The following is a 17412-nucleotide window of genomic DNA, read 5'->3' on the forward strand; positions in this document are numbered from 1 at the left end:
TCACCTTAATTTCTAAAGAGTGGTATCAAAGGACATTATGCAGTGAGGCTTGTGCCTCTTTTTTAATGCAAAAAATCCTATTGATAGAATATCATAGAAATCTATCAACAGGATTTATCATAGAACCGGTTTTTTTAGTTTGGTTTTTGATTGAGGGAGTTTGTATTAATAATTAGCAAATATTAGTCCAAATCAATGTTGTTTGGAAAATGTGCTAAACGTTCATCTTTGACACCAATCTCTTCTTCGATTTCAAGCAAGCGGTTGTACTTTTCAACACGTTCTGAACGAGCTGGAGCACCTGACTTAAGTTCTGCAGCGTTAGTAGCAACAGTGAAGTCAGCGATAAAGGTGTCGCCAGTTTCACCTGAACGGTGAGAAACCATCGTAGTGAAGTTGTTCTTTCTTGCTAATCTAATGGTTTCAAGGGTTTCAGTAACCGTACCAATTTGGTTCAACTTAATTAAAACAGCGTTGCAAAGCTTGTCCTTGATGGCTTTTCTAACTAGCTTAGGGTTAGTACATACATTATCATCAGCCACTACTTGCATTTGCTTGCCGAACTTAGCAGTGAATTTTTCGAAGTTGTCCCAATCATTTTCATCGAATGGGTCTTCAGCAGAGATGATTTCTGGGAATTCCTTAAAGAGCTTTTCGTAGAAATCAATCATTTGCTCGCCATCCCAAACATGTCCTTCGAAGTGATACTTACCATCATTTGCATTGTAGAAGGAACTTGCGGCGGCATCGAATGCAATAGCGATATCTTCACCTGGTTTGTAACCAGCCTTAACAATAGCTTCATGAAGCATCTTCAAGGCTTCTTCAGAACTGTTAAGGTTAGGAGCAAAACCACCTTCGTCACCTAAGCCAGTTTCAAAGCCAGCATCTTCAATAACTTTCTTCAAAGTGTGATAGGTGTTAACGATCTTTTCAAAGCCATCACGGAATGAAGTCTTCTTAACTGGTGTAATCATGAACTCTTGGATATCAATACCGTTGTCAGCGTGCTTACCACCATTGATTACGTTGTGGAAAGTTTGTGGGAGTTCTAAGTCGCAGCCACCAAGGTAACGGTAGAGTGGTTCATGCTTAGACTTGGCGGCAGCGCGAGCAATTGCCATTGAAACACCCAAGATTGCATTGGCACCTAAACGAGCCTTATTAGGAGTGCCATCTAGTTCAATCATCGTACGGTCAATCTTAGCTTGATTGAATGGATCAGCACCTTGTAAAGCTTTATTGATTTCTGTGTTAACGTTGTTGACTGCTTTCAAAACGCCTTTGCCGCCCAAACGTGAGCCGCCATCACGAAGTTCAACCGCTTCTTTTTCACCAGTTGAAGCACCTGATGGAACTTCTGCCTTAGCAACAGTACCATCGGAAAGGAATGCGTGGACTTCAACAGTTGGGTTACCACGTGAATCAAAAATTTCCATTGCACGAACTTTTTCAACATAAACAGTCATAATTCTTGTACCTCCAAAAACTACAAAAAAGAGCAAAACAAATAGACGCCTACTTTCTGTACACACCCAGTGTGTAGGTAAAAGTAGACGTCATTAGATTTTGCTCGTTTAAAGGCGAACGTCATCGCCGTATTCAATTTACAAGTTCAGTGTACAACATAAATTTATTATTGCAAGGTGAAATTTTAGATTAATTATCGTGATATAAGAATCAATATAGGGAGAATTTTTATTCAATAAATTCAATATGATTAATATTATCAATCAGAACCAGATTCCCCGAAATGATCGCCGTATCTTCCTGATAACCTTCGACAAAGCCCACAATATCAGCCTGTAAGTCATTATCTACAGACAGCTCCTTCAACTGCACCGATACTTTTCTATGTTCACCAAAAGACCGCATTAACATGGCCCTGATATCTTTCTGACTCCTCGTCTTCTTTTTGACGTAGACAGTATCTCTTCTGCGCTGTTCCTGATTAATCTTTACCGTGTGGTCACTCAAGTAGAAGCCAGCCCATTTTTTCATCCCTCGATCCTGATAGGTCCTAAAGAATTCCTCAACTCTTTTATCAAACTCGCTACTCATAAGCGTTACCTCCATTGTGGCCACCCACGAGTTTGCTACGTCTGATCGCTGTCGCTCCTGGCAGCAGGCTAGAGGCCTTCACCACACTAGAGAAGCCGTATTTTTTCCGCAGACTATCAACCGTTTTATCTAAAGTCTTCCGCTTCACCTGCAAATCCGGCTTAACAAACAAGTTGAATTGCTGACTAGTGTCCAGCGACAGATCACCATAATCAACGCCAATATTCCTGACGCCTTCTCCTTGCCATTTGTTTCTAAACAGAGCAATCAGCTGCGTAGTTAAATCATGATTATCGTTAGTCGGAGTAATTTTCTTTTGCACGTTAAAGCCGCCACGCGGATGGTCCGGATCGATCGAATCAAAAGAATAACCAATGAATAAGCCGATTTTACCAGTTCGCAGATCATGCGCCCTGATTCTCGCTGCTACTTGTTCACCAATCTCACGAATGACGATCTCAATCTGTCTTTGATCATAGTAGTCGCGATTCAAGACCTGGGAATTGCTGTAGCTTTTAGTTTTCGGAATGTATTTATTCATGATGATGCTGCGATCGACGCCCCAACTCATGGCATAGAGCTGCTCGCCAATCACGCCGAATTCTCTTTTCATAATTTCCGGATTAGAGTGGGCGAGGTCGTACATGTTGTTGATGCCAAGTCGTCTCAAGTGGTCGGCCGTTCTAGTGTTGATGCCCCAGACGTCTTCGAGCTTAGGGATGCGCCAGATCGTATCAGGGACGTCGATATAATGCCAGAAGTCGATCATCGACTCGCGATGCTTAGCCGAAATATCCATAGCAAGTTTGGCTAGCAAGGGATTTTCACCAATGCCGCAGGTCGTGTACAGCCCCAGCGTATCGTGGATATCTTTTTGAATTTTTCTTGCGACATAATACGGATCATCGCCGAAAAGCTTCCACGAATTAGTCATATCGATCATGCCTTCATCGATAGAGTACATGTGAATGTCCTCGTCCGCCGCATATTTATGGAAAATATCTAGCACCTGCATGCTACGCTTGATGTAAAGATTCATATGTGGGTCCACCAGCATCAAGTCAGGTGCTTCTTTTTTAGACGGTAAATTCCTTGCCCGCATTACATTGTGCAGCCCATATTTTTTCTTAGCCAAAGGGGATGCGGCCATGATTAACCCAGACCCCCAGCTGAAATCTGGCTGACGAGAGATTACGGCTAACACCGACTTCATGGGATTCAAACCCAATCTGATTGATTCGCAACTTGCAAAGAAGCTCTTATTATCGATCATGAAGACTAGCCTGTGTGGTTCATATCTATAGTCATACATGTGCATCCCCACCTTACTATGCTAAGCGAATATACGTTCACTTACTTGATAATGCTATTATACGAAAATATGTTTGTGTTATCAATGCTAGTCTGATATTTTTAGCTAAAAAATAAGTCTTCTTTTAAGCCAATCTTTAGAAAAGGTGTTATGTTATGGGTGTATTGTAATTCATGATGCAATACACTTTTAAATACTCAGTATGATCTATATGTGTAAAAAAGTCGTTACCATGGTCTCCTTAAGGTAATGATTTTTTGTGCCTAAATTAATATTTATTGATTTAGATCAATTTATTTACTAGCTTTTTTCGCTATAATTTAATTAACAAAGCCAAAAGGAGAGTGGACTTATGTTGAAAATTACATTTACTGATAAAGCACTTGATTACTTAAAGAGAAGAGAAATCGCAGACAAGACTTTGATCTTAATCACCGATGATGGTGGTGGCAAGTATTCTATCAAGGGTGGCGGCTGCAGCATTGGTTCCCACTTTTCAATCATCTGGGTTGATCAAGTTGATCCCGATTATCCTGTAGAGCTTGAAAACGATCAGGGCTTGAAGATCTATACTTCAAAGTATGATATGACGATGATGGGACCAAACATGGTGATGGATTATGATGCCGGCAGCTTGAATCTTCGTTCTGACGAAGGAATTCTTGACGGTGGCGTAGAAATCGGCAATGGTGCCGCATTAATTAAGGCTAACAAGAACGTTAAGATGGGCGCTGTTGAATGGCGTTGTTAATAAGCGTAAATTTTGATATATTAAAAGCGAAGGACAATTTGCCATAATTGCATTTTGATTCAATGCAAAGGCACAGAAGTCATTACTCTAGAAACCACAATAAGAGTAATGGCTTTTGTTTTTCAAACGAGTAAATATAAATGATTTTACGTGAATATAAATCTGCTGACTGTGCACAACTAGCCCAATTGTTTTATGAAACTGTACATACTATCAACATTTTAGATTACTCCCCAGAGCAAATGGATGCGTGGGCACATAAAGAGATTGATTTACCAAAATGGGATGCATCTTTTAGAGCGCACAAGAGGATTGTTGCAATTGATAAAAAACAAATTGTAGGTTTTGGTGATATTGATAAATCAGGATATTTAGATAGACTTTTTGTTCATAAAGATTATCAAGGACAAGGTATTGCAAGTGCTATTTGTGATGAACTGGAAAGTAGTATAAAAGATGGTAAAATTGTGACACATGCATCTATTACTGCTAGACCATTTTTTAAGGCTAGGGGATACATTGTAGTTAGGAAACAAAAAGTTGTAAGGGATGGAATAGAATTGATCAATTTCGTAATGGAGAAAAAATGAAAACTTTTTTCAATTTTTCCTTGCATTTGTCCTAGATATTCGTTATTATAATTAAGTCAGCTAACGGAGGAGTAGCGAAGTGGCTAAACGCGGCGGTCTGTAAAACCGCTCTCTCTGAGTTCGGCGGTTCGAATCCACCCTCCTCCATTGTTGAGCAACAAGTAAAAAGCTCAGCTGGTATTGGGTTATAGCCAAGTGGTAAGGCAATGGTTTTTGGTACCATCATGCGCTGGTTCGAATCCAGCTAACCCAATAGTTCTAAAAGAACACCCAACCCTAATCAAAGAAACGTCTTATGACGTTTCTTTTTTTACCTAAAATTAAATATCATCATTTGCGTAGATAGAACTTGATCATTTCGATCAGGTTCTATTTTTAATAGGAAAAAATTAACCATTATTAGTGGAAAACAAGTACAATATAAGAGCTGTCTTTTTAAGTAAGGGGAAATTTGAATGGCTAGAATAATCAGAGTTGGAGGTTCAAGCAGCGAAACAAGTTGGCACGAAGCGTTAAAAGATTTGCGTGCCGATGACGTTTTAATGCTGGGGCCTGGCTTTTACTATTTGCCACAAGGCTTAACACTAACAGATATTACGATTAAAGGGACAGGATCCGTCCCAGAAGATACGACAATTGAAGGCTACATTAGCGTTTCAGATGATAGCCGCTATGTCACTTTAGAAAATTTATGCATTAATACCAGCACTGACAACAACAGTCTTTTCGTCCCAGTTGAAAGTGATGGTTATTTGACGCTACGTAATTGCTTTATCAAGGGTAACGGCACCGACACTGCTGCGATCGCTGTGAACGGGAAGGTAACCGTTGAACTTTATTCAACTAAGGTGATTAACGGCTCTGTTTCCATGTACGAAAATGCTAATTTCCGTTTGGAAATGAATGATTCCGAAATCGACTACAAGTCTGATAAATACTGTGCTTTGGCCTTAGAGGGACAAGGTACCGCGATTATCAATAATTCCAACATCCACGGTAGCATCAACACTTTTGCCAAAACCAATGCAGAACTTGATATTAATAATTCCGAAGCCGATTATATTTTATTGCACGGACAAACCTGGATGAACATGCTCAACAGTACGGTGCGTGCTAAGGATGATTCATGTCTTTACCTCAGTGACGACTGCTGGAGCAACATCATGAACAGCAAGTTCAACGGCGGCGTTTATATCGATAAAAAGACGCGGACGATTATCCAAAACTGCACCATCAACCGCATGGTGGTTATTAATGAGGCAAAAGTCACAATGAGCAATTCAACTGTGACCGCCCACAGTGATTTTCAAGATCAATCCAGCTGTGAAGCAACACGTGTCAGCTTTATGGGCAACATGGATTATGAATACTTCTTGGCATTGAGCGGCAACGCTAACTTGCGCGGTCATGATTTACTGCTTCATCCCAACGGCGCCGATTTGGCTATTCAAGACGAAGCCAAGTTGCACACCAACGTCATCGCCGACAAAGGTGAGAAGCTCAGCGTGGAATGTGATAAACGTCCGAATGTGTACATTTTAGGTGTTCAATGGACCGCTAAAAGAAAATAGCATGGTAAAATTATTCTACCGTATTAAATGCAATCTAGACCAATTTACTTTATAATAACAGGTAGTATTAGAGGACTTTGGAGGGCGACATATTATGGAAGAACCTATGTATATCAAGATCCATAATCAGATCAAGCGCGATATTGAAAATCATGTGTACAAAGTGGGAGACAGAATTCCAGCTGAACGTCAATTATCAGTGAAGTTTGGCGTTTCAAGAATGACTTTGCGTCAAGCAATCAAGACACTGGAAGAAGAAGGGATTCTTGAACGGCGCCTGGGCAGCGGTACTTATGTAGCTAGCCAAAAGGTGCAGGAAAGAATGTCAGGGATCATGTCATTTACCGATATTACTAAGGCAAATGGTCAAGTTCCTTCCAGCAAGTTGACATCTTACCAAATTGGCAACCCATCATTGTCAGAAAAGGAACGTCTGATGCTTAAGAAGGACGAAAAGGTTCTACGCATGGAGAGAATTCGTTACGCTGACGATGTGCCAATTTGTTATGAAGTAGTTACTGTGCCTTACTACTTGGTTAAGGACTTCTCAAAAGAAGAAGTTTCCAGCCACCTTTATGAAACACTTGAAAAGCGTGGCGGTTTTGAAATAGGCCGAGTAACTGAACATATTTCTGCCTCAATTGCTAATGAACAAGATGCGCGCTTGTTAAAAGCTAAGAAGGGCGAAGCTTTAATTACTAGACGTCAGGTTACTGAACTGGCATCTGGACAACCATTTGAATATACGCGTGCTCGCTATGTTGCCGAAAGATTTGAATTCACTTTCTCTAAGTAATAGATAGGACAAAATAAAACTCCAACCTCATTCAAAATTTGAGTGAGATTGGAGTTTTTGTTTTACTTCAAATCTTCTTTAATTTTAGTAGTTGAAATACCTGGCGTTCTTGGCAAGTAAACGACGTCACAGTAAGGTTTCAAAAAGTCGAATTTACCTTTCCAGTCGTCACCCATCACGAAGGTGTCGATGTTGTATTTCTTCACGTCGTCGATCTTCTGATCCCAGTCTTTTTCAGGGATAACCTTATCAACGTAGCGGATAGCTTCCAAGATGTATTTTCTTTCTGGGTAAGTGTTGTAGGCTTCCTTGTGCTTCTTGAATTCGTTGAATTCATCAGTTGAAAGCCCCACGATTAGATAATCGCCTAATTCTTTTGCACGTTTAAGCAGGCGCACATGACCATAATGAAGCAGGTCGAATGTGCCATAAGTAATTACTCGTTTCATGTTCTCTCCTTTGATTAAAACAATCTTATCATGTTTAAAGAAAATATGAAACTTGGACTTCGTTAACGTACTTGTCTGATCAAATGGTAAAATAGAAAATAGATGAGAATACGCGCGAGGTGTACAAAAATGGACAAAGTTAATGTTTTAGGCGTTGATTTTGATAATAAGACTTTTAATCAATTTCAAAATGAATTTATTGAGCGATTGAATAATCACTTATCTACTTTTGTAGTAACAGCCAATCCCGAAATCGTGATGGCAGCTAATGAAAATCCCGAGTTTATGAAAATCTTAAAAAACGACACGGATTACATTACCGCTGATGGGATCGGCATTGTTAAAGCAGCTAAGATGCTTAAGCAGCCTTTGCCTGAGCGAGTAACTGGCTATGATCTTTTTACTTGGTTAATGAGCGTGGCTAACGACCGCGGCAGTCGAGTTTACCTAATCGGTGCTAAGCCACAAGTAATCCACGCAGTCCAAGCAAAAGTGGCTAAGGAATATCCTAATATCAACTTGGTTGGTGCCGAAGACGGCTACTTTACCGACGATTTAGAGTTGGTAGCTCGCAGAATCGCCAAGACCCAACCAGACATGGTTTTTGCGGCACTAGGTTTTCCTAAGCAAGAGCAACTACTCGCAATTTTGCGCAGAAATGAACTTCCTGCTCTAATGATGGGAGTTGGCGGAAGTTTTGACGTCTTTTCCGGTATGGTTAAAAGAGCGCCAGAAGCGTTCCAAAAGACGCACTTAGAATGGTTTTATCGTTTAATTACTAATCCAACTCGTTTCAAGCGAATGCTGGTTTTGCCGCAGTTCGTAGCACGAGTTCAACAATCGAAGAGAGGAAAATAATCACAGAATGAAGGTTTTGCATGTAAATGCTGGTCTTGAAAATGGCGGCGGCCTATCGCATATTGTAAATTTATTAACCGAGGCCAAACAGGAAGGCAAGGACTTCGAATTATTAACTTTAGCAGAAGGTCCTGTTGCGCAGGCAGCACGTGAACACGGGATTGAGACTCATGTTTTGGGCGCAAATAGCCGTTATGATTTAGCCAGTTTGAAGAAATTAACCCGCTTTATCAATGATGGTGACTACGACATTGTGCATACTCACGGAGCTAGGGCCAACTTATTTCTCTCACTGATTCATAAGAAGATTAAGGCAACTTGGTGCATTACGGTGCACTCTGATCCTTATTTGGACTTTGCTGGTCGCAGCCTTTTAGGCAAGATTTTCACCAGTTTGAATATCCGTGCCTTAAGAAAGGCTGACTGTGTTTTTGCGGTGACTGAGTGTTTTGCCAGATTGCTCATTAATAAAGCACAGGTGGATAAAAATAAGGTGCACGTCATCTATAACGGCATTGTTTTCCACAACGACAGCGAAATCCCTGCTAAATATGAACACACATACTTCAATATTATCAACGTTGCTCGTACCGAAAAGGTAAAGGGCCAAGAATTGCTGCTTAAGGCGGTTAAACAGCTCAACGACCAGCATATTCGTTTGCACATCGCAGGCGACGGCAGTCAGCTTGAGCCGCTTAAGGCTTTGACGAGACAATTAAACATGGCTCCACAAGTAACTTTCCACGGCTTTATGACGCATCATCAATTAAGCAGCTTGTATAAACGCATCGACCTTGCCGTTTTGACCTCATATTCCGAAAGTTTTCCACTTGTGCTTTTAGAGGCAACCGATAATTTAATTCCTATTTTATCCACAGACGTAGGCGACATTCATAAGATGATCCCTGGGCCAGAATATGGTTTTATCGCTAAAGTGGGCGACATTGATTCCATTGCCAAGCAGGTTAATTTAGCAGTAAACAAGTCAAATAAGGAACTCCGTCAAATGGCTCATGCCGAAAAACGTTACGCTGAAGAACATTTTTCAATTAAGAATCAATTGGATTCAATTTTGGCTGTATATCGTACGTTTTGAGTCGAAGAATAGTCATACGTTCGTAATGGTTGTATAATAAAAAACAAAATCATAATTTTTTAATTAACAGAAAGGGAAACAATGTTTTACCCAGAATTAGACAAAGACGATTCTTTGGCTTTACACACTGATTTATACGAAATTAACATGATGTACACCTACTTCAAGAAGGGCATCGCAGATCGCAACGCCGTTTTTGAAGTCTTCTATCGTAAAGAGCCGTTCGGCAACGGTTATGCCGTTTACGCAGGTCTTGAACACGTCATCGATTACTTGAAGAATTTAAAATTCAAGGAAAGCGACCTTCAATATTTGAAAGAACAAGAAGATTACGATGATGACTTTATTGACTACTTGCGCAATTTAAAGCTCAAGCTCACCATCCGTTCAATGAGAGAAGGGGAATTGGTCTTCGCTAATGAACCAATCCTTCAAGTTGAAGGTCCTCTTGCTCAATGTCAATTAGTTGAAACTGCTATTTTGAACATCATCAACTTCCAGACTTTACTTGCTACTAAAGCAGCACGTATTAAGTTGGCTGTTCAAGATGACAGCATAATGGAATTTGGTTCACGTCGTGCTCAAGAAACTGACGCAGCTATTTGGGGTACTAGAGCCGCTTATATTGGCGGTTTTGACTCAACTAGTAACGTGCGTGCTGGTAAGTTATTCAATATTCCAATTTCAGGTACTCATGCTCACTCTTTAGTTGAAGCATTCGGCAGCGAATACGAAGCCTTCAAGGCATACGCTGAAACCCACAAGGATTGTGTCTTCTTGGTTGATACTTACGACACTGTTAGAAGTGGTGTGCCTAACGCGATCAAGGTTGCCAACGAAATGGGCGACAAGATCAACTTCTTGGGTGTTCGTATCGACTCCGGCGACATGGCTTACATTTCTAAACAAGTTCGTAAGGAATTGGACGATGCCGGCTATCCTAACGCTAAGATTTTTGCTTCAAATGATTTAGACGAAAATACCATCACTAACTTGAAGATGCAAGGTGCCAAGATCGATGTTTGGGGTATCGGTACTAAGTTTATTACCGCTTATGACCAACCAGCCCTTGGCGCAGTTTACAAGTTAGTTGCCATGGAAGATGACGTTCACGCAATGCGTGACACTTTGAAGATTTCTTCAAACGCAATCAAGGTTTCTACTCCAGGCAAAAAGCAAGTATGGCGTATCAGTGCCAACACTGCTAAGAAAAATGAAGGTGACTGGGTATCTCGCTACGACGAAGACCCACGTAAGTTTGATGCATTGTTCATGTTCCACCCTCAATACACTTACATCAACAAGGTGGTTACTGATTACACTGCTATTCCGCTTTTGCACGATATCTTTAAGGAAGGTAAGCTCGTTTACAAACAACCTAGCCTTGATGAAATTAAGAAGTTCTGTGCTGACAACCTTGATGGCTTATGGGATGAATACAAGCGTAGCTTGAATCCACAAGAATACCCAGTAGACTTGTCACAAAACTTATACGAAAGTAAAATGAATCTTATTCAAGACATTCGTCGTAAGATTAGAGAAAGAAGTATTGGTCGATGAGAGAATTACAAAAAGAAATTATTGCTTATGAACATGTTCAACCTGAAATTGATCCTAAGAAGGAAATCAGACGTTCAATCGATTTCTTAAAGAATTACTTGAAGGCTAACCCATTTCTTAAGTCATATGTTTTAGGTATTTCTGGTGGTCAAGACTCAACTTTGACTGGTAAGTTATGCCAAATGGCAATGGAAGAAATGCGTAAAGAAACTGGCGATGATTCTTACCAATTTATCGCTGTTCGTTTGCCATACGGTGTTCAAGCTGACGCAGATGATGCGGCTGATGCTGTTAAGTTTCAACACCCAGATCAAGATTTGATCGTTAACATCAAAGAACCAGTTGACGCCATGGTTAAGGTAGTTGAAGCAACTGGCCAAAAGATTACCGACTTTAACAAGGGTAACATCAAGGCCCGTGAAAGAATGGTCGTTCAATACGCTATCGCTGGTGCTAACAACGGTGCAGTTGTAGGTACTGACCACGCCGCTGAAAACTTCTGTGGTTTCTACACTAAGTTCGGTGATGGTGCTGCCGATTTGACTCCATTGTTCCGTTTAGACAAGCGTCAAGGCAAGATGCTTTTGAAAGAATTAGGTTGTCCTGAACACCTTTACGAAAAGGCACCTACTGCTGACCTTGAAGAAGAAAAGCCAGACTTGCCGGACGAAGTTGCACTTGGTGTAACTTACAAGGAAATTGACGATTACCTTGAAGGAAAAGAAGTTTCTGACAAGGCTGCTAACCAAATTGAAAAATTATGGAACAAGAGTAAACACAAGCGTCATTTGCCAGTTACTGTTTTCGATGATTTCTACAAAAAGTAAAATTATTCGCTAAAACTTGTGAAAGTTTAAAAATTTTCTTATAATAAACTTGTCATAAGGGAGTGACGGCAATTTGCTTGCGATAAACTCAACAGCCGAAGCTATTATACTTCTGGGTTTATCTTAATTTGTGAGACTTATGTGCTACAAGCATGTAAGTCTCTTTTTGTTTATATTAAGGAGGAAACTAAATTGGCTAAGAAATATTACACCGAGTCAGTACCCGATGTGGAAAAAGAGCTAAAAACATCCCTCGATGCCGGACTAAGCGATAGCGAAGCCAAAGCCAGACTTGAAAAGTATGGCCCCAATGCTTTAGCTGCTAAAAAGAAGGAGAGCATGTTTATGCGCTTCATCGATCAATTCAAGGATTTCATGATCATTGTTTTGATCATCGCCGCCATTTTATCCGGTGTAGTTGCTAAAGAATGGACCGATGCAGCAATCATCATGATCGTTGTTATCTTGAACGCCATTTTAGGTGTCTTTCAAGAGGCAAGAAGTGAAGCTGCGATTGAAGCCCTAAAGGATATGGCCACGCCGGAAGCGCATGTCCGGCGTAACGACGCAATCATTACGATTCCAAGTACCGAATTGGTACCAGGCGACATCGTTTTGCTTGAAGCCGGTGACGTTGTTCCAGCTGACTTGCGTTTGAATTTGGCAAGTAGTTTGAAGATTGAAGAATCAGCCTTGACTGGTGAATCTGTCCCAGTTGAAAAGAAGATTGAGACTTTATCTGGCGATGATATTGCTTTGGGTGACCGTGTGAACATGGCATATTCCAACACTAACGTTACTTACGGACGTGGTGAAGGTATTGTGGTTAGCACGGGGATGCACACCGAAGTTGGTAAGATCGCTACAATGCTTAACAATGCCGATGAAACTGACACTCCTTTGAAGCAGAACTTAACCCAGTTGGGTAAGACTTTAACCATCATGATTTTGGCAATCTGTGTGATTGTCTTTGCCGTTGGTGTATTAAAAGCAAATCCAGCCGACCGTAATTCTACTTTGATGATTAACATGTTCTTAGTTGCCGTATCACTTGCCGTAGCTGCAATTCCAGAAGGACTTCCAGCTATTGTTACGATTATTTTGGCATTAGGAACCCAAACGATGGCTAAACATAAGGCAATCGTTAGAAAATTGCCTGCCGTTGAAACTTTGGGTGCTACCGACATTATTTGTTCAGATAAGACTGGTACTTTGACCCAAAACAGAATGACCGTTGAAAAGGTCTTCCATGACGGCGCAGTTCACGACAACAGCGACGAGATTAGCGAAACTAATCCTGCACTTTTGTCCATGGTTTTAGCCAACGATACTCAAATTGAAAACGGTGGTAACCTTTTAGGTGACCCAACCGAAACTGCTTTGATTCAATTTGCTTTCGATCAAAGTATTGACGTAGAAACTTTGCTTAAAAAGTACAAGCGTGTCCAAGAAGTACCATTTGATTCAGAACGTAAATTGATGAGTACTGTTAACGTAGATGGTGATAAATACTATGTTGCCGTTAAGGGTGCTCCTGATATGCTTTTGAAGCGTATTACTAAGATTGATATTAACGGTAAGATTGAACCAATCACCGATGAAGACAAGAAAAATATTCTTGAAACTAACAAGAATATGGCCAAGAAAGCTTTGCGTGTGCTGGGTTTGGCTTACAAGACCGTTGATGAACTTTATGATGATCCGTCCACTGACAATGTCGAACAAGATTTGATCTTTGCTGGACTTGTCGGCATGATCGACCCAGAACGTGGTGAAGCTAAGGACGCTGTTGCCGAAGCTAAGAGTGCTGGTATTAGAACCGTTATGATCACTGGTGACCACCAAACTACTGCTCAAGCTATCGCAGAACGTTTGGGTATTATTGGAAAAGGTCAAGACGAGCGCGTTTTAACCGGTGCTGAACTTGATAAATTGAGCGACGACTACTTCACCAAGCACGTTGGCGACTACAGTGTTTATGCCCGTGTTTCTCCAGAACACAAGGTAAGAATCGTTAAGGCATGGCAAGCAAACAACAAGATCGTTGCTATGACCGGTGACGGTGTTAATGATGCTCCAAGTTTGAAGCAAGCCGACATTGGTATCGGTATGGGTATCACTGGTACTGAAGTATCAAAGGGTGCCAGTGATATGGTTTTAGCCGATGATAACTTCGCTACGATCGTTGAAGCTGTTAAGCAAGGACGTAAGGTCTTCAGTAACATCCAAAAAGCTATTTTGTACTTAATGAGTTGTAACGTTGGTGAAGTCTTAACTGTCTTCATGATGACTATGCTTGGCTGGGACATTTTGGCTCCAGTACAACTTCTTTGGATCAACTTGGTAACTGATACTTTGCCAGCTATCGCCTTAGGTGTTGAACCAGTTGAAGATGGGATTATGAAGCGTAAGCCTCGTGGTAAGAATTCTAACTTCTTCAGCGGCGGTGTTGCTAGCTCCATTGTTTACCAAGGTATTTTGGAAGGTATCTTAGTCTTGGGTGCTTACCAAATCGGTCTTCACGTTGGTCCACACGTAGGTGATCCATCCATGCAACATGGGGATGCTTTAACCATGGCCTTCCTTACTTTGGGACTTATCCAGTTGTTCCACGCAATTAACTCTAAGTTTATTCACCAATCAATTTTCAGAAAGCATACTTTTGCCAACAAATGGTTCAATGGTGCGATTATTATCTCAGCTTTGATTATGGCAGCCGTTGAATTGCCATTCATGACTAAGTTCTTCGATGTAACTGAACTTGACGGTGATCAATGGTTAGTCATCCTTGTTGCTGGTATCTGCATTATCTTGATTGTGGAAATCGTCAAATTCTTCCAAAGAAGAATGGGAAAAGAATAAAGTTTAACAAAAATAAATAAAAAAGCTTGAGTTTGTTCAAGCTTTTTTATTATGCTTAAAAGTAAGATTATTTTTTTAGGAAGTTGTTTAAATGAAAAGTTTTTTGTTTCGTCTTTATTTAGCCTGGATGAAGTTTCGTGCGCGTTTTACCACAATGGAAGACAACACGATCGTGGTGTTAAACGGTTCGGGTCGTTCAGGTTCAAATGGCTATGCTTTTTACAAGTGGCTCTTAGTTAACCACCCTGAATTTAACACTACATTGGTTGAACCATGGCCATCATCTCACCTTAAGTGGGAAACTTGGCAAAAGATTGGGGCAGCGCGTTATGTAATCACCACGCACCAGCCTTTTAAGGTGCGCAAACACCAGATTAATGTGCAATTGTGGCACGGTGTTCCACTGAAGCGAATGGGCATCATGGCCAACAATACTAAGTACCGTGACAACAAGCGCAATGAAAAACTGTGGCACAAAACAGCTGATATCGTGGCCTCAAGTTCTGATTTATACGAGACCTTAATGAGTGCCTGCATGGCAATTGAGACTAAGAAGTACCACAAAATTGGTTTTCCTAGATTGGACTTGCTTGATTCGCCAGTAATTTCTAAAAAGCAGCTGTTAAAAGACCTGTTCAAGACTGAAGATGATCAAGCACAAATCGGCATCTACATGCCAACTTTTAGATATGAGCTTGAAGATAAGACCATCATGGATAAGATCAAGGAAGGAAACTTCTTTGCCTTTGAAGATTTTGATGGCGAAAGGTTAAATGAAGCGCTCAAAAGGCGTCACCAATATTTAATCGTGAAATTGCATCCCTACGAGATGCGCTTATTTAGTGCTTTCAAGAGTAATTACTCTAACATCGCATTTTTGAACAATGACTACTTATTTGATCATGACTATGACTTGTACGAATTGCTCGGCGATACCGACTTCTTGATGACCGACTTCTCATCAATTTACTTCGACTATTTGCATTTAAACAAGCCGATCGTGTTCGTAACCAACTTCCTGAAGCAATATGAAAAAACACGTGGCCTGTTGATGGGACCATACAGCGAGATTACGCCAGGGATCAGCGTAAATTCTGAACAAGAATTGATTAACAACCTTGATCACTTGGACAACCAACAAATTGCTAACCGTAGGCTTTACTGGCTGCATTTGACTAGTCAAGTAAAGGGACCATACTGTGAAAAGGTCTTTAAGTATATGACGCAAGAATATAGAGGGTAGAATATGCGCAAAACGTTTTTAAATATTCTTTATAACGCGATCTATCAAATTTTTATTGTCTTGGTGCCGTTAATCACGGTGCCATATTTGTCTAGAGTTTTAGGACCAAAAACCTATGGGATCTACAGCAGTGTTAACAACACTGTGCAGTTTTTGATGATCTTTTGTATCCTGTCAGTTTCTTATGTAGGGATGCGGACGATCTCGTGTACGCGGACTTATGGTACGCCTGAAGAATTGACTAGAGCCTTCTGGGGTCTTTGGTACTTCCAAGGTATTGCCGGTTTAATTACGATTGCCATTACGGTCTTTGTAACGACAGTCTTTCACATTCAATACTGGTTCTACCTTTTACTCATGGTGCCATATTTAATTTCAGCGCAGGTCGATATTTCCTGGTTCTTCCAAGGATTAGCCGACTTCGGTCGCGTTGTTTTGAAAAACACGGCGGTAAGGCTGGTCAGCGTGGTTTTGATTTTGCTTTGGGTAAAATCACCAGCCGATTTGTGGAAGTACTTACTGATTATGTCGGTATCAACGATGCTGGGTTCATTCGTCTTTTGGTTTGACATCCACCGTTACGTTGGCAGACCCGTAGCTCATTTTTATAAATTCAAGAAAACGGCCATTGCGATCGGAACTTTGATGATTCCGCAGATTGCGACGCAGATTTATACTTCGCTTGATAAACCAATCTTAGGTCTGTTTGCCGGTTCAGCACAGGTATCTTTCTACGATAACTCGCAGCGTATCTCCAACATGATTTTAGGCGTTATCACTAGTATTTCCCTGGTTATCATGCCTAAAATGGCCAGTGAAGGCAAAGAGACGCAAAAAGTGGTCATGAAAAAATCACTGGAAGCTACTGTTATGTTAGGTACATTGTTTGCCGTGATCATCATGGCTAATACCAAGCAATTTGTACCGTTCTTCTTTGGTGATAAATATATTCCGATGACGCCACTCATGTTTTGGTTTACTTTGACCATCATCATGATTCCAACCGGTGGTGTTTTTGCCAACCAGTTTGCCTTAGCTAACCAGCGTGATAAGGATTATGCTTTTCCTGTAGTGATCGGTGCGATCGTTGAAATCGTGTTAAGTTACATCCTTGACCGTCCATACGGCGCTTGGGGTGCCATGATTGCTATTTTGATTACGGAAGCCGTAGTTTTAGTATTGCGTTTGTGGGTAGTGCGCGACGGCTATGACTTTGCTTATGTCTTCCATGATGTGCCAAAGTATTTCTTGATCGCTATTATTACGTTAGCTGTTGGCATGTTTATGCCTAACTTGATTCATTCAGCCTTTTTCAACATGGCAGTTAAATCAATTATCATGTTAGTAATTTACCTAGGTTTGATGTTCTTACTAAAGCTGGACTTCAACGAAGACATTATCAAGTTAGTCAAAAATTTCTTTAAACGAGGTTAAAA

15 protein-coding genes, 2 tRNA genes and 1 riboswitch are annotated in these 17412 nt (G+C 40.8%); of the genes, 13 read left to right on the forward strand and 4 right to left on the reverse strand.

Annotated elements, in window-relative coordinates:
* Positions 1-182 precede the first annotated feature (182 nt).
* From eno to BN1206_RS02300, 3 genes are all read right to left on the reverse strand, one after another.
* Positions 183-1469 carry a phosphopyruvate hydratase gene (eno, locus tag BN1206_RS02290; RefSeq protein WP_013641592.1) on the reverse strand — a complete coding sequence of 429 codons (1287 nt, stop codon included), beginning with the start codon at positions 1467-1469 and terminating at the stop codon, positions 183-185.
* Between the two features lie 77 nt (positions 1470-1546).
* Positions 1547-1607: riboswitch (Fluoride riboswitch) on the reverse strand.
* Between the two features lie 91 nt (positions 1608-1698).
* A complete protein-coding gene (locus tag BN1206_RS02295) occupies positions 1699-2061 on the reverse strand; it encodes a hypothetical protein (protein ID WP_052542864.1) in 363 nt (120 codons plus the stop codon).
* Complete coding sequence (locus tag BN1206_RS02300) at positions 2054-3373, reverse strand: Y-family DNA polymerase (RefSeq protein ID WP_052542865.1); 1320 nt, start codon at positions 3371-3373, stop codon at positions 2054-2056. Before BN1206_RS02300 ends, BN1206_RS02295 begins: the two co-directional genes overlap by 8 nt.
* Positions 3374-3725: 352 nt before the next feature.
* On the opposite strand from BN1206_RS02300, the gene BN1206_RS02305 reads away from it, so the two are divergent.
* From BN1206_RS02305 to BN1206_RS02330, 6 genes are all read left to right on the forward strand, one after another.
* Entirely contained in the window at positions 3726-4124 is a 399-nt protein-coding gene (locus tag BN1206_RS02305; RefSeq protein WP_013437337.1) for an iron-sulfur cluster biosynthesis family protein, read from the forward strand.
* A 140-nt stretch (positions 4125-4264) separates the two neighbouring features.
* Positions 4265-4714, forward strand: a complete 450-nt coding sequence (locus BN1206_RS02310) for a GNAT family N-acetyltransferase (RefSeq protein ID WP_013641596.1) — start codon at positions 4265-4267, stop codon at positions 4712-4714.
* Positions 4715-4779: 65 nt separating this feature from the next.
* A tRNA-Tyr gene (locus BN1206_RS02315) sits at positions 4780-4861 on the forward strand.
* A 34-nt stretch (positions 4862-4895) separates the two neighbouring features.
* Positions 4896-4967 (forward strand) — tRNA-Gln (locus BN1206_RS02320).
* Between the two features lie 202 nt (positions 4968-5169).
* Positions 5170-6285 (forward strand): hypothetical protein, encoded by a 1116-nt coding sequence (locus BN1206_RS02325; protein ID WP_014565636.1) that lies wholly within the window; start codon positions 5170-5172, stop codon positions 6283-6285.
* Positions 6286-6379: 94 nt separating this feature from the next.
* Positions 6380-7081: a GntR family transcriptional regulator gene (locus BN1206_RS02330; protein ID WP_013437341.1), complete on the forward strand. Its 702-nt coding sequence runs from the start codon at positions 6380-6382 to the stop codon at positions 7079-7081.
* A 62-nt stretch (positions 7082-7143) separates the two neighbouring features.
* On the opposite strand, the gene tagD is transcribed toward BN1206_RS02330, so the two are convergent.
* A complete protein-coding gene (tagD, locus tag BN1206_RS02335; protein WP_013437345.1) occupies positions 7144-7530 on the reverse strand; it encodes a glycerol-3-phosphate cytidylyltransferase in 387 nt (128 codons plus the stop codon).
* Between the two features lie 129 nt (positions 7531-7659).
* Between tagD and BN1206_RS02340 the strand changes: the two genes are divergently transcribed.
* The 7 genes from BN1206_RS02340 (at position 7660) to BN1206_RS02370 (ending at position 17410) form a co-directional block, all read left to right on the forward strand.
* Positions 7660-8388: a WecB/TagA/CpsF family glycosyltransferase gene (locus tag BN1206_RS02340; RefSeq protein WP_013437346.1), complete on the forward strand. Its 729-nt coding sequence runs from the start codon at positions 7660-7662 to the stop codon at positions 8386-8388.
* Positions 8389-8395: 7 nt separating this feature from the next.
* Entirely contained in the window at positions 8396-9484 is a 1089-nt protein-coding gene (locus tag BN1206_RS02345) for a glycosyltransferase family 4 protein (protein WP_013437347.1), read from the forward strand.
* A gap of 81 nt (positions 9485-9565) precedes the next feature.
* Positions 9566-11044: a nicotinate phosphoribosyltransferase gene (locus BN1206_RS02350; protein WP_013437348.1), complete on the forward strand. Its 1479-nt coding sequence runs from the start codon at positions 9566-9568 to the stop codon at positions 11042-11044.
* On the forward strand, positions 11041-11871 hold the full coding sequence (gene nadE / locus BN1206_RS02355; protein ID WP_013437349.1) for an ammonia-dependent NAD(+) synthetase: 831 nt from the start codon (positions 11041-11043) through the stop codon (positions 11869-11871). Before BN1206_RS02350 ends, nadE begins: the two co-directional genes overlap by 4 nt.
* Positions 11872-12045: 174 nt before the next feature.
* Positions 12046-14733, forward strand: a complete 2688-nt coding sequence (locus BN1206_RS02360; RefSeq protein ID WP_255349907.1) for a calcium-translocating P-type ATPase, PMCA-type — start codon at positions 12046-12048, stop codon at positions 14731-14733.
* 91 nt (positions 14734-14824) lie between these two features.
* Positions 14825-15976 (forward strand): CDP-glycerol--glycerophosphate glycerophosphotransferase, encoded by a 1152-nt coding sequence (locus BN1206_RS02365; RefSeq protein WP_014565638.1) that lies wholly within the window; start codon positions 14825-14827, stop codon positions 15974-15976.
* A 3-nt stretch (positions 15977-15979) separates the two neighbouring features.
* On the forward strand, positions 15980-17410 hold the full coding sequence (locus BN1206_RS02370) for an oligosaccharide flippase family protein (RefSeq protein ID WP_052542867.1): 1431 nt from the start codon (positions 15980-15982) through the stop codon (positions 17408-17410).
* Positions 17411-17412 lie beyond the last annotated feature (2 nt).

The sequence above is a fragment of the Lactobacillus sp. OTU4228 genome (assembly GCF_001006945.1).
Taxonomy (GTDB): Bacteria; Bacillota; Bacilli; order Lactobacillales; family Lactobacillaceae; genus Lactobacillus; species Lactobacillus amylovorus.

What these genes read in the sequence shown, in the direction of transcription:
- BN1206_RS02325 (WP_014565636.1), top strand. Translation starts at nt 5,170, where the DNA reads ATGGCTAGAATAATCAGAGTTGGAGGTTCAAGCAGCGAAACAAGTTGG.
- BN1206_RS02350 (WP_013437348.1), top strand. Translation starts at nt 9,566, where the DNA reads ATGTTTTACCCAGAATTAGACAAAGACGATTCTTTGGCTTTACACACT.
- BN1206_RS02365 (WP_014565638.1), top strand. Translation starts at nt 14,825, where the DNA reads ATGAAAAGTTTTTTGTTTCGTCTTTATTTAGCCTGGATGAAGTTTCGT.
- BN1206_RS02300 (WP_052542865.1), bottom strand. Translation starts at nt 3,373, where the DNA reads ATGTATGACTATAGATATGAACCACACAGGCTAGTCTTCATGATCGAT.
- nadE (WP_013437349.1), top strand. Translation starts at nt 11,041, where the DNA reads ATGAGAGAATTACAAAAAGAAATTATTGCTTATGAACATGTTCAACCT.
- BN1206_RS02330 (WP_013437341.1), top strand. Translation starts at nt 6,380, where the DNA reads ATGGAAGAACCTATGTATATCAAGATCCATAATCAGATCAAGCGCGAT.
- eno (WP_013641592.1), bottom strand. Translation starts at nt 1,469, where the DNA reads ATGACTGTTTATGTTGAAAAAGTTCGTGCAATGGAAATTTTTGATTCA.
- BN1206_RS02310 (WP_013641596.1), top strand. Translation starts at nt 4,265, where the DNA reads ATGATTTTACGTGAATATAAATCTGCTGACTGTGCACAACTAGCCCAA.
- BN1206_RS02370 (WP_052542867.1), top strand. Translation starts at nt 15,980, where the DNA reads ATGCGCAAAACGTTTTTAAATATTCTTTATAACGCGATCTATCAAATT.
- tagD (WP_013437345.1), bottom strand. Translation starts at nt 7,530, where the DNA reads ATGAAACGAGTAATTACTTATGGCACATTCGACCTGCTTCATTATGGT.
- BN1206_RS02305 (WP_013437337.1), top strand. Translation starts at nt 3,726, where the DNA reads ATGTTGAAAATTACATTTACTGATAAAGCACTTGATTACTTAAAGAGA.
- BN1206_RS02345 (WP_013437347.1), top strand. Translation starts at nt 8,396, where the DNA reads ATGAAGGTTTTGCATGTAAATGCTGGTCTTGAAAATGGCGGCGGCCTA.
- BN1206_RS02340 (WP_013437346.1), top strand. Translation starts at nt 7,660, where the DNA reads ATGGACAAAGTTAATGTTTTAGGCGTTGATTTTGATAATAAGACTTTT.
- BN1206_RS02295 (WP_052542864.1), bottom strand. Translation starts at nt 2,061, where the DNA reads ATGAGTAGCGAGTTTGATAAAAGAGTTGAGGAATTCTTTAGGACCTAT.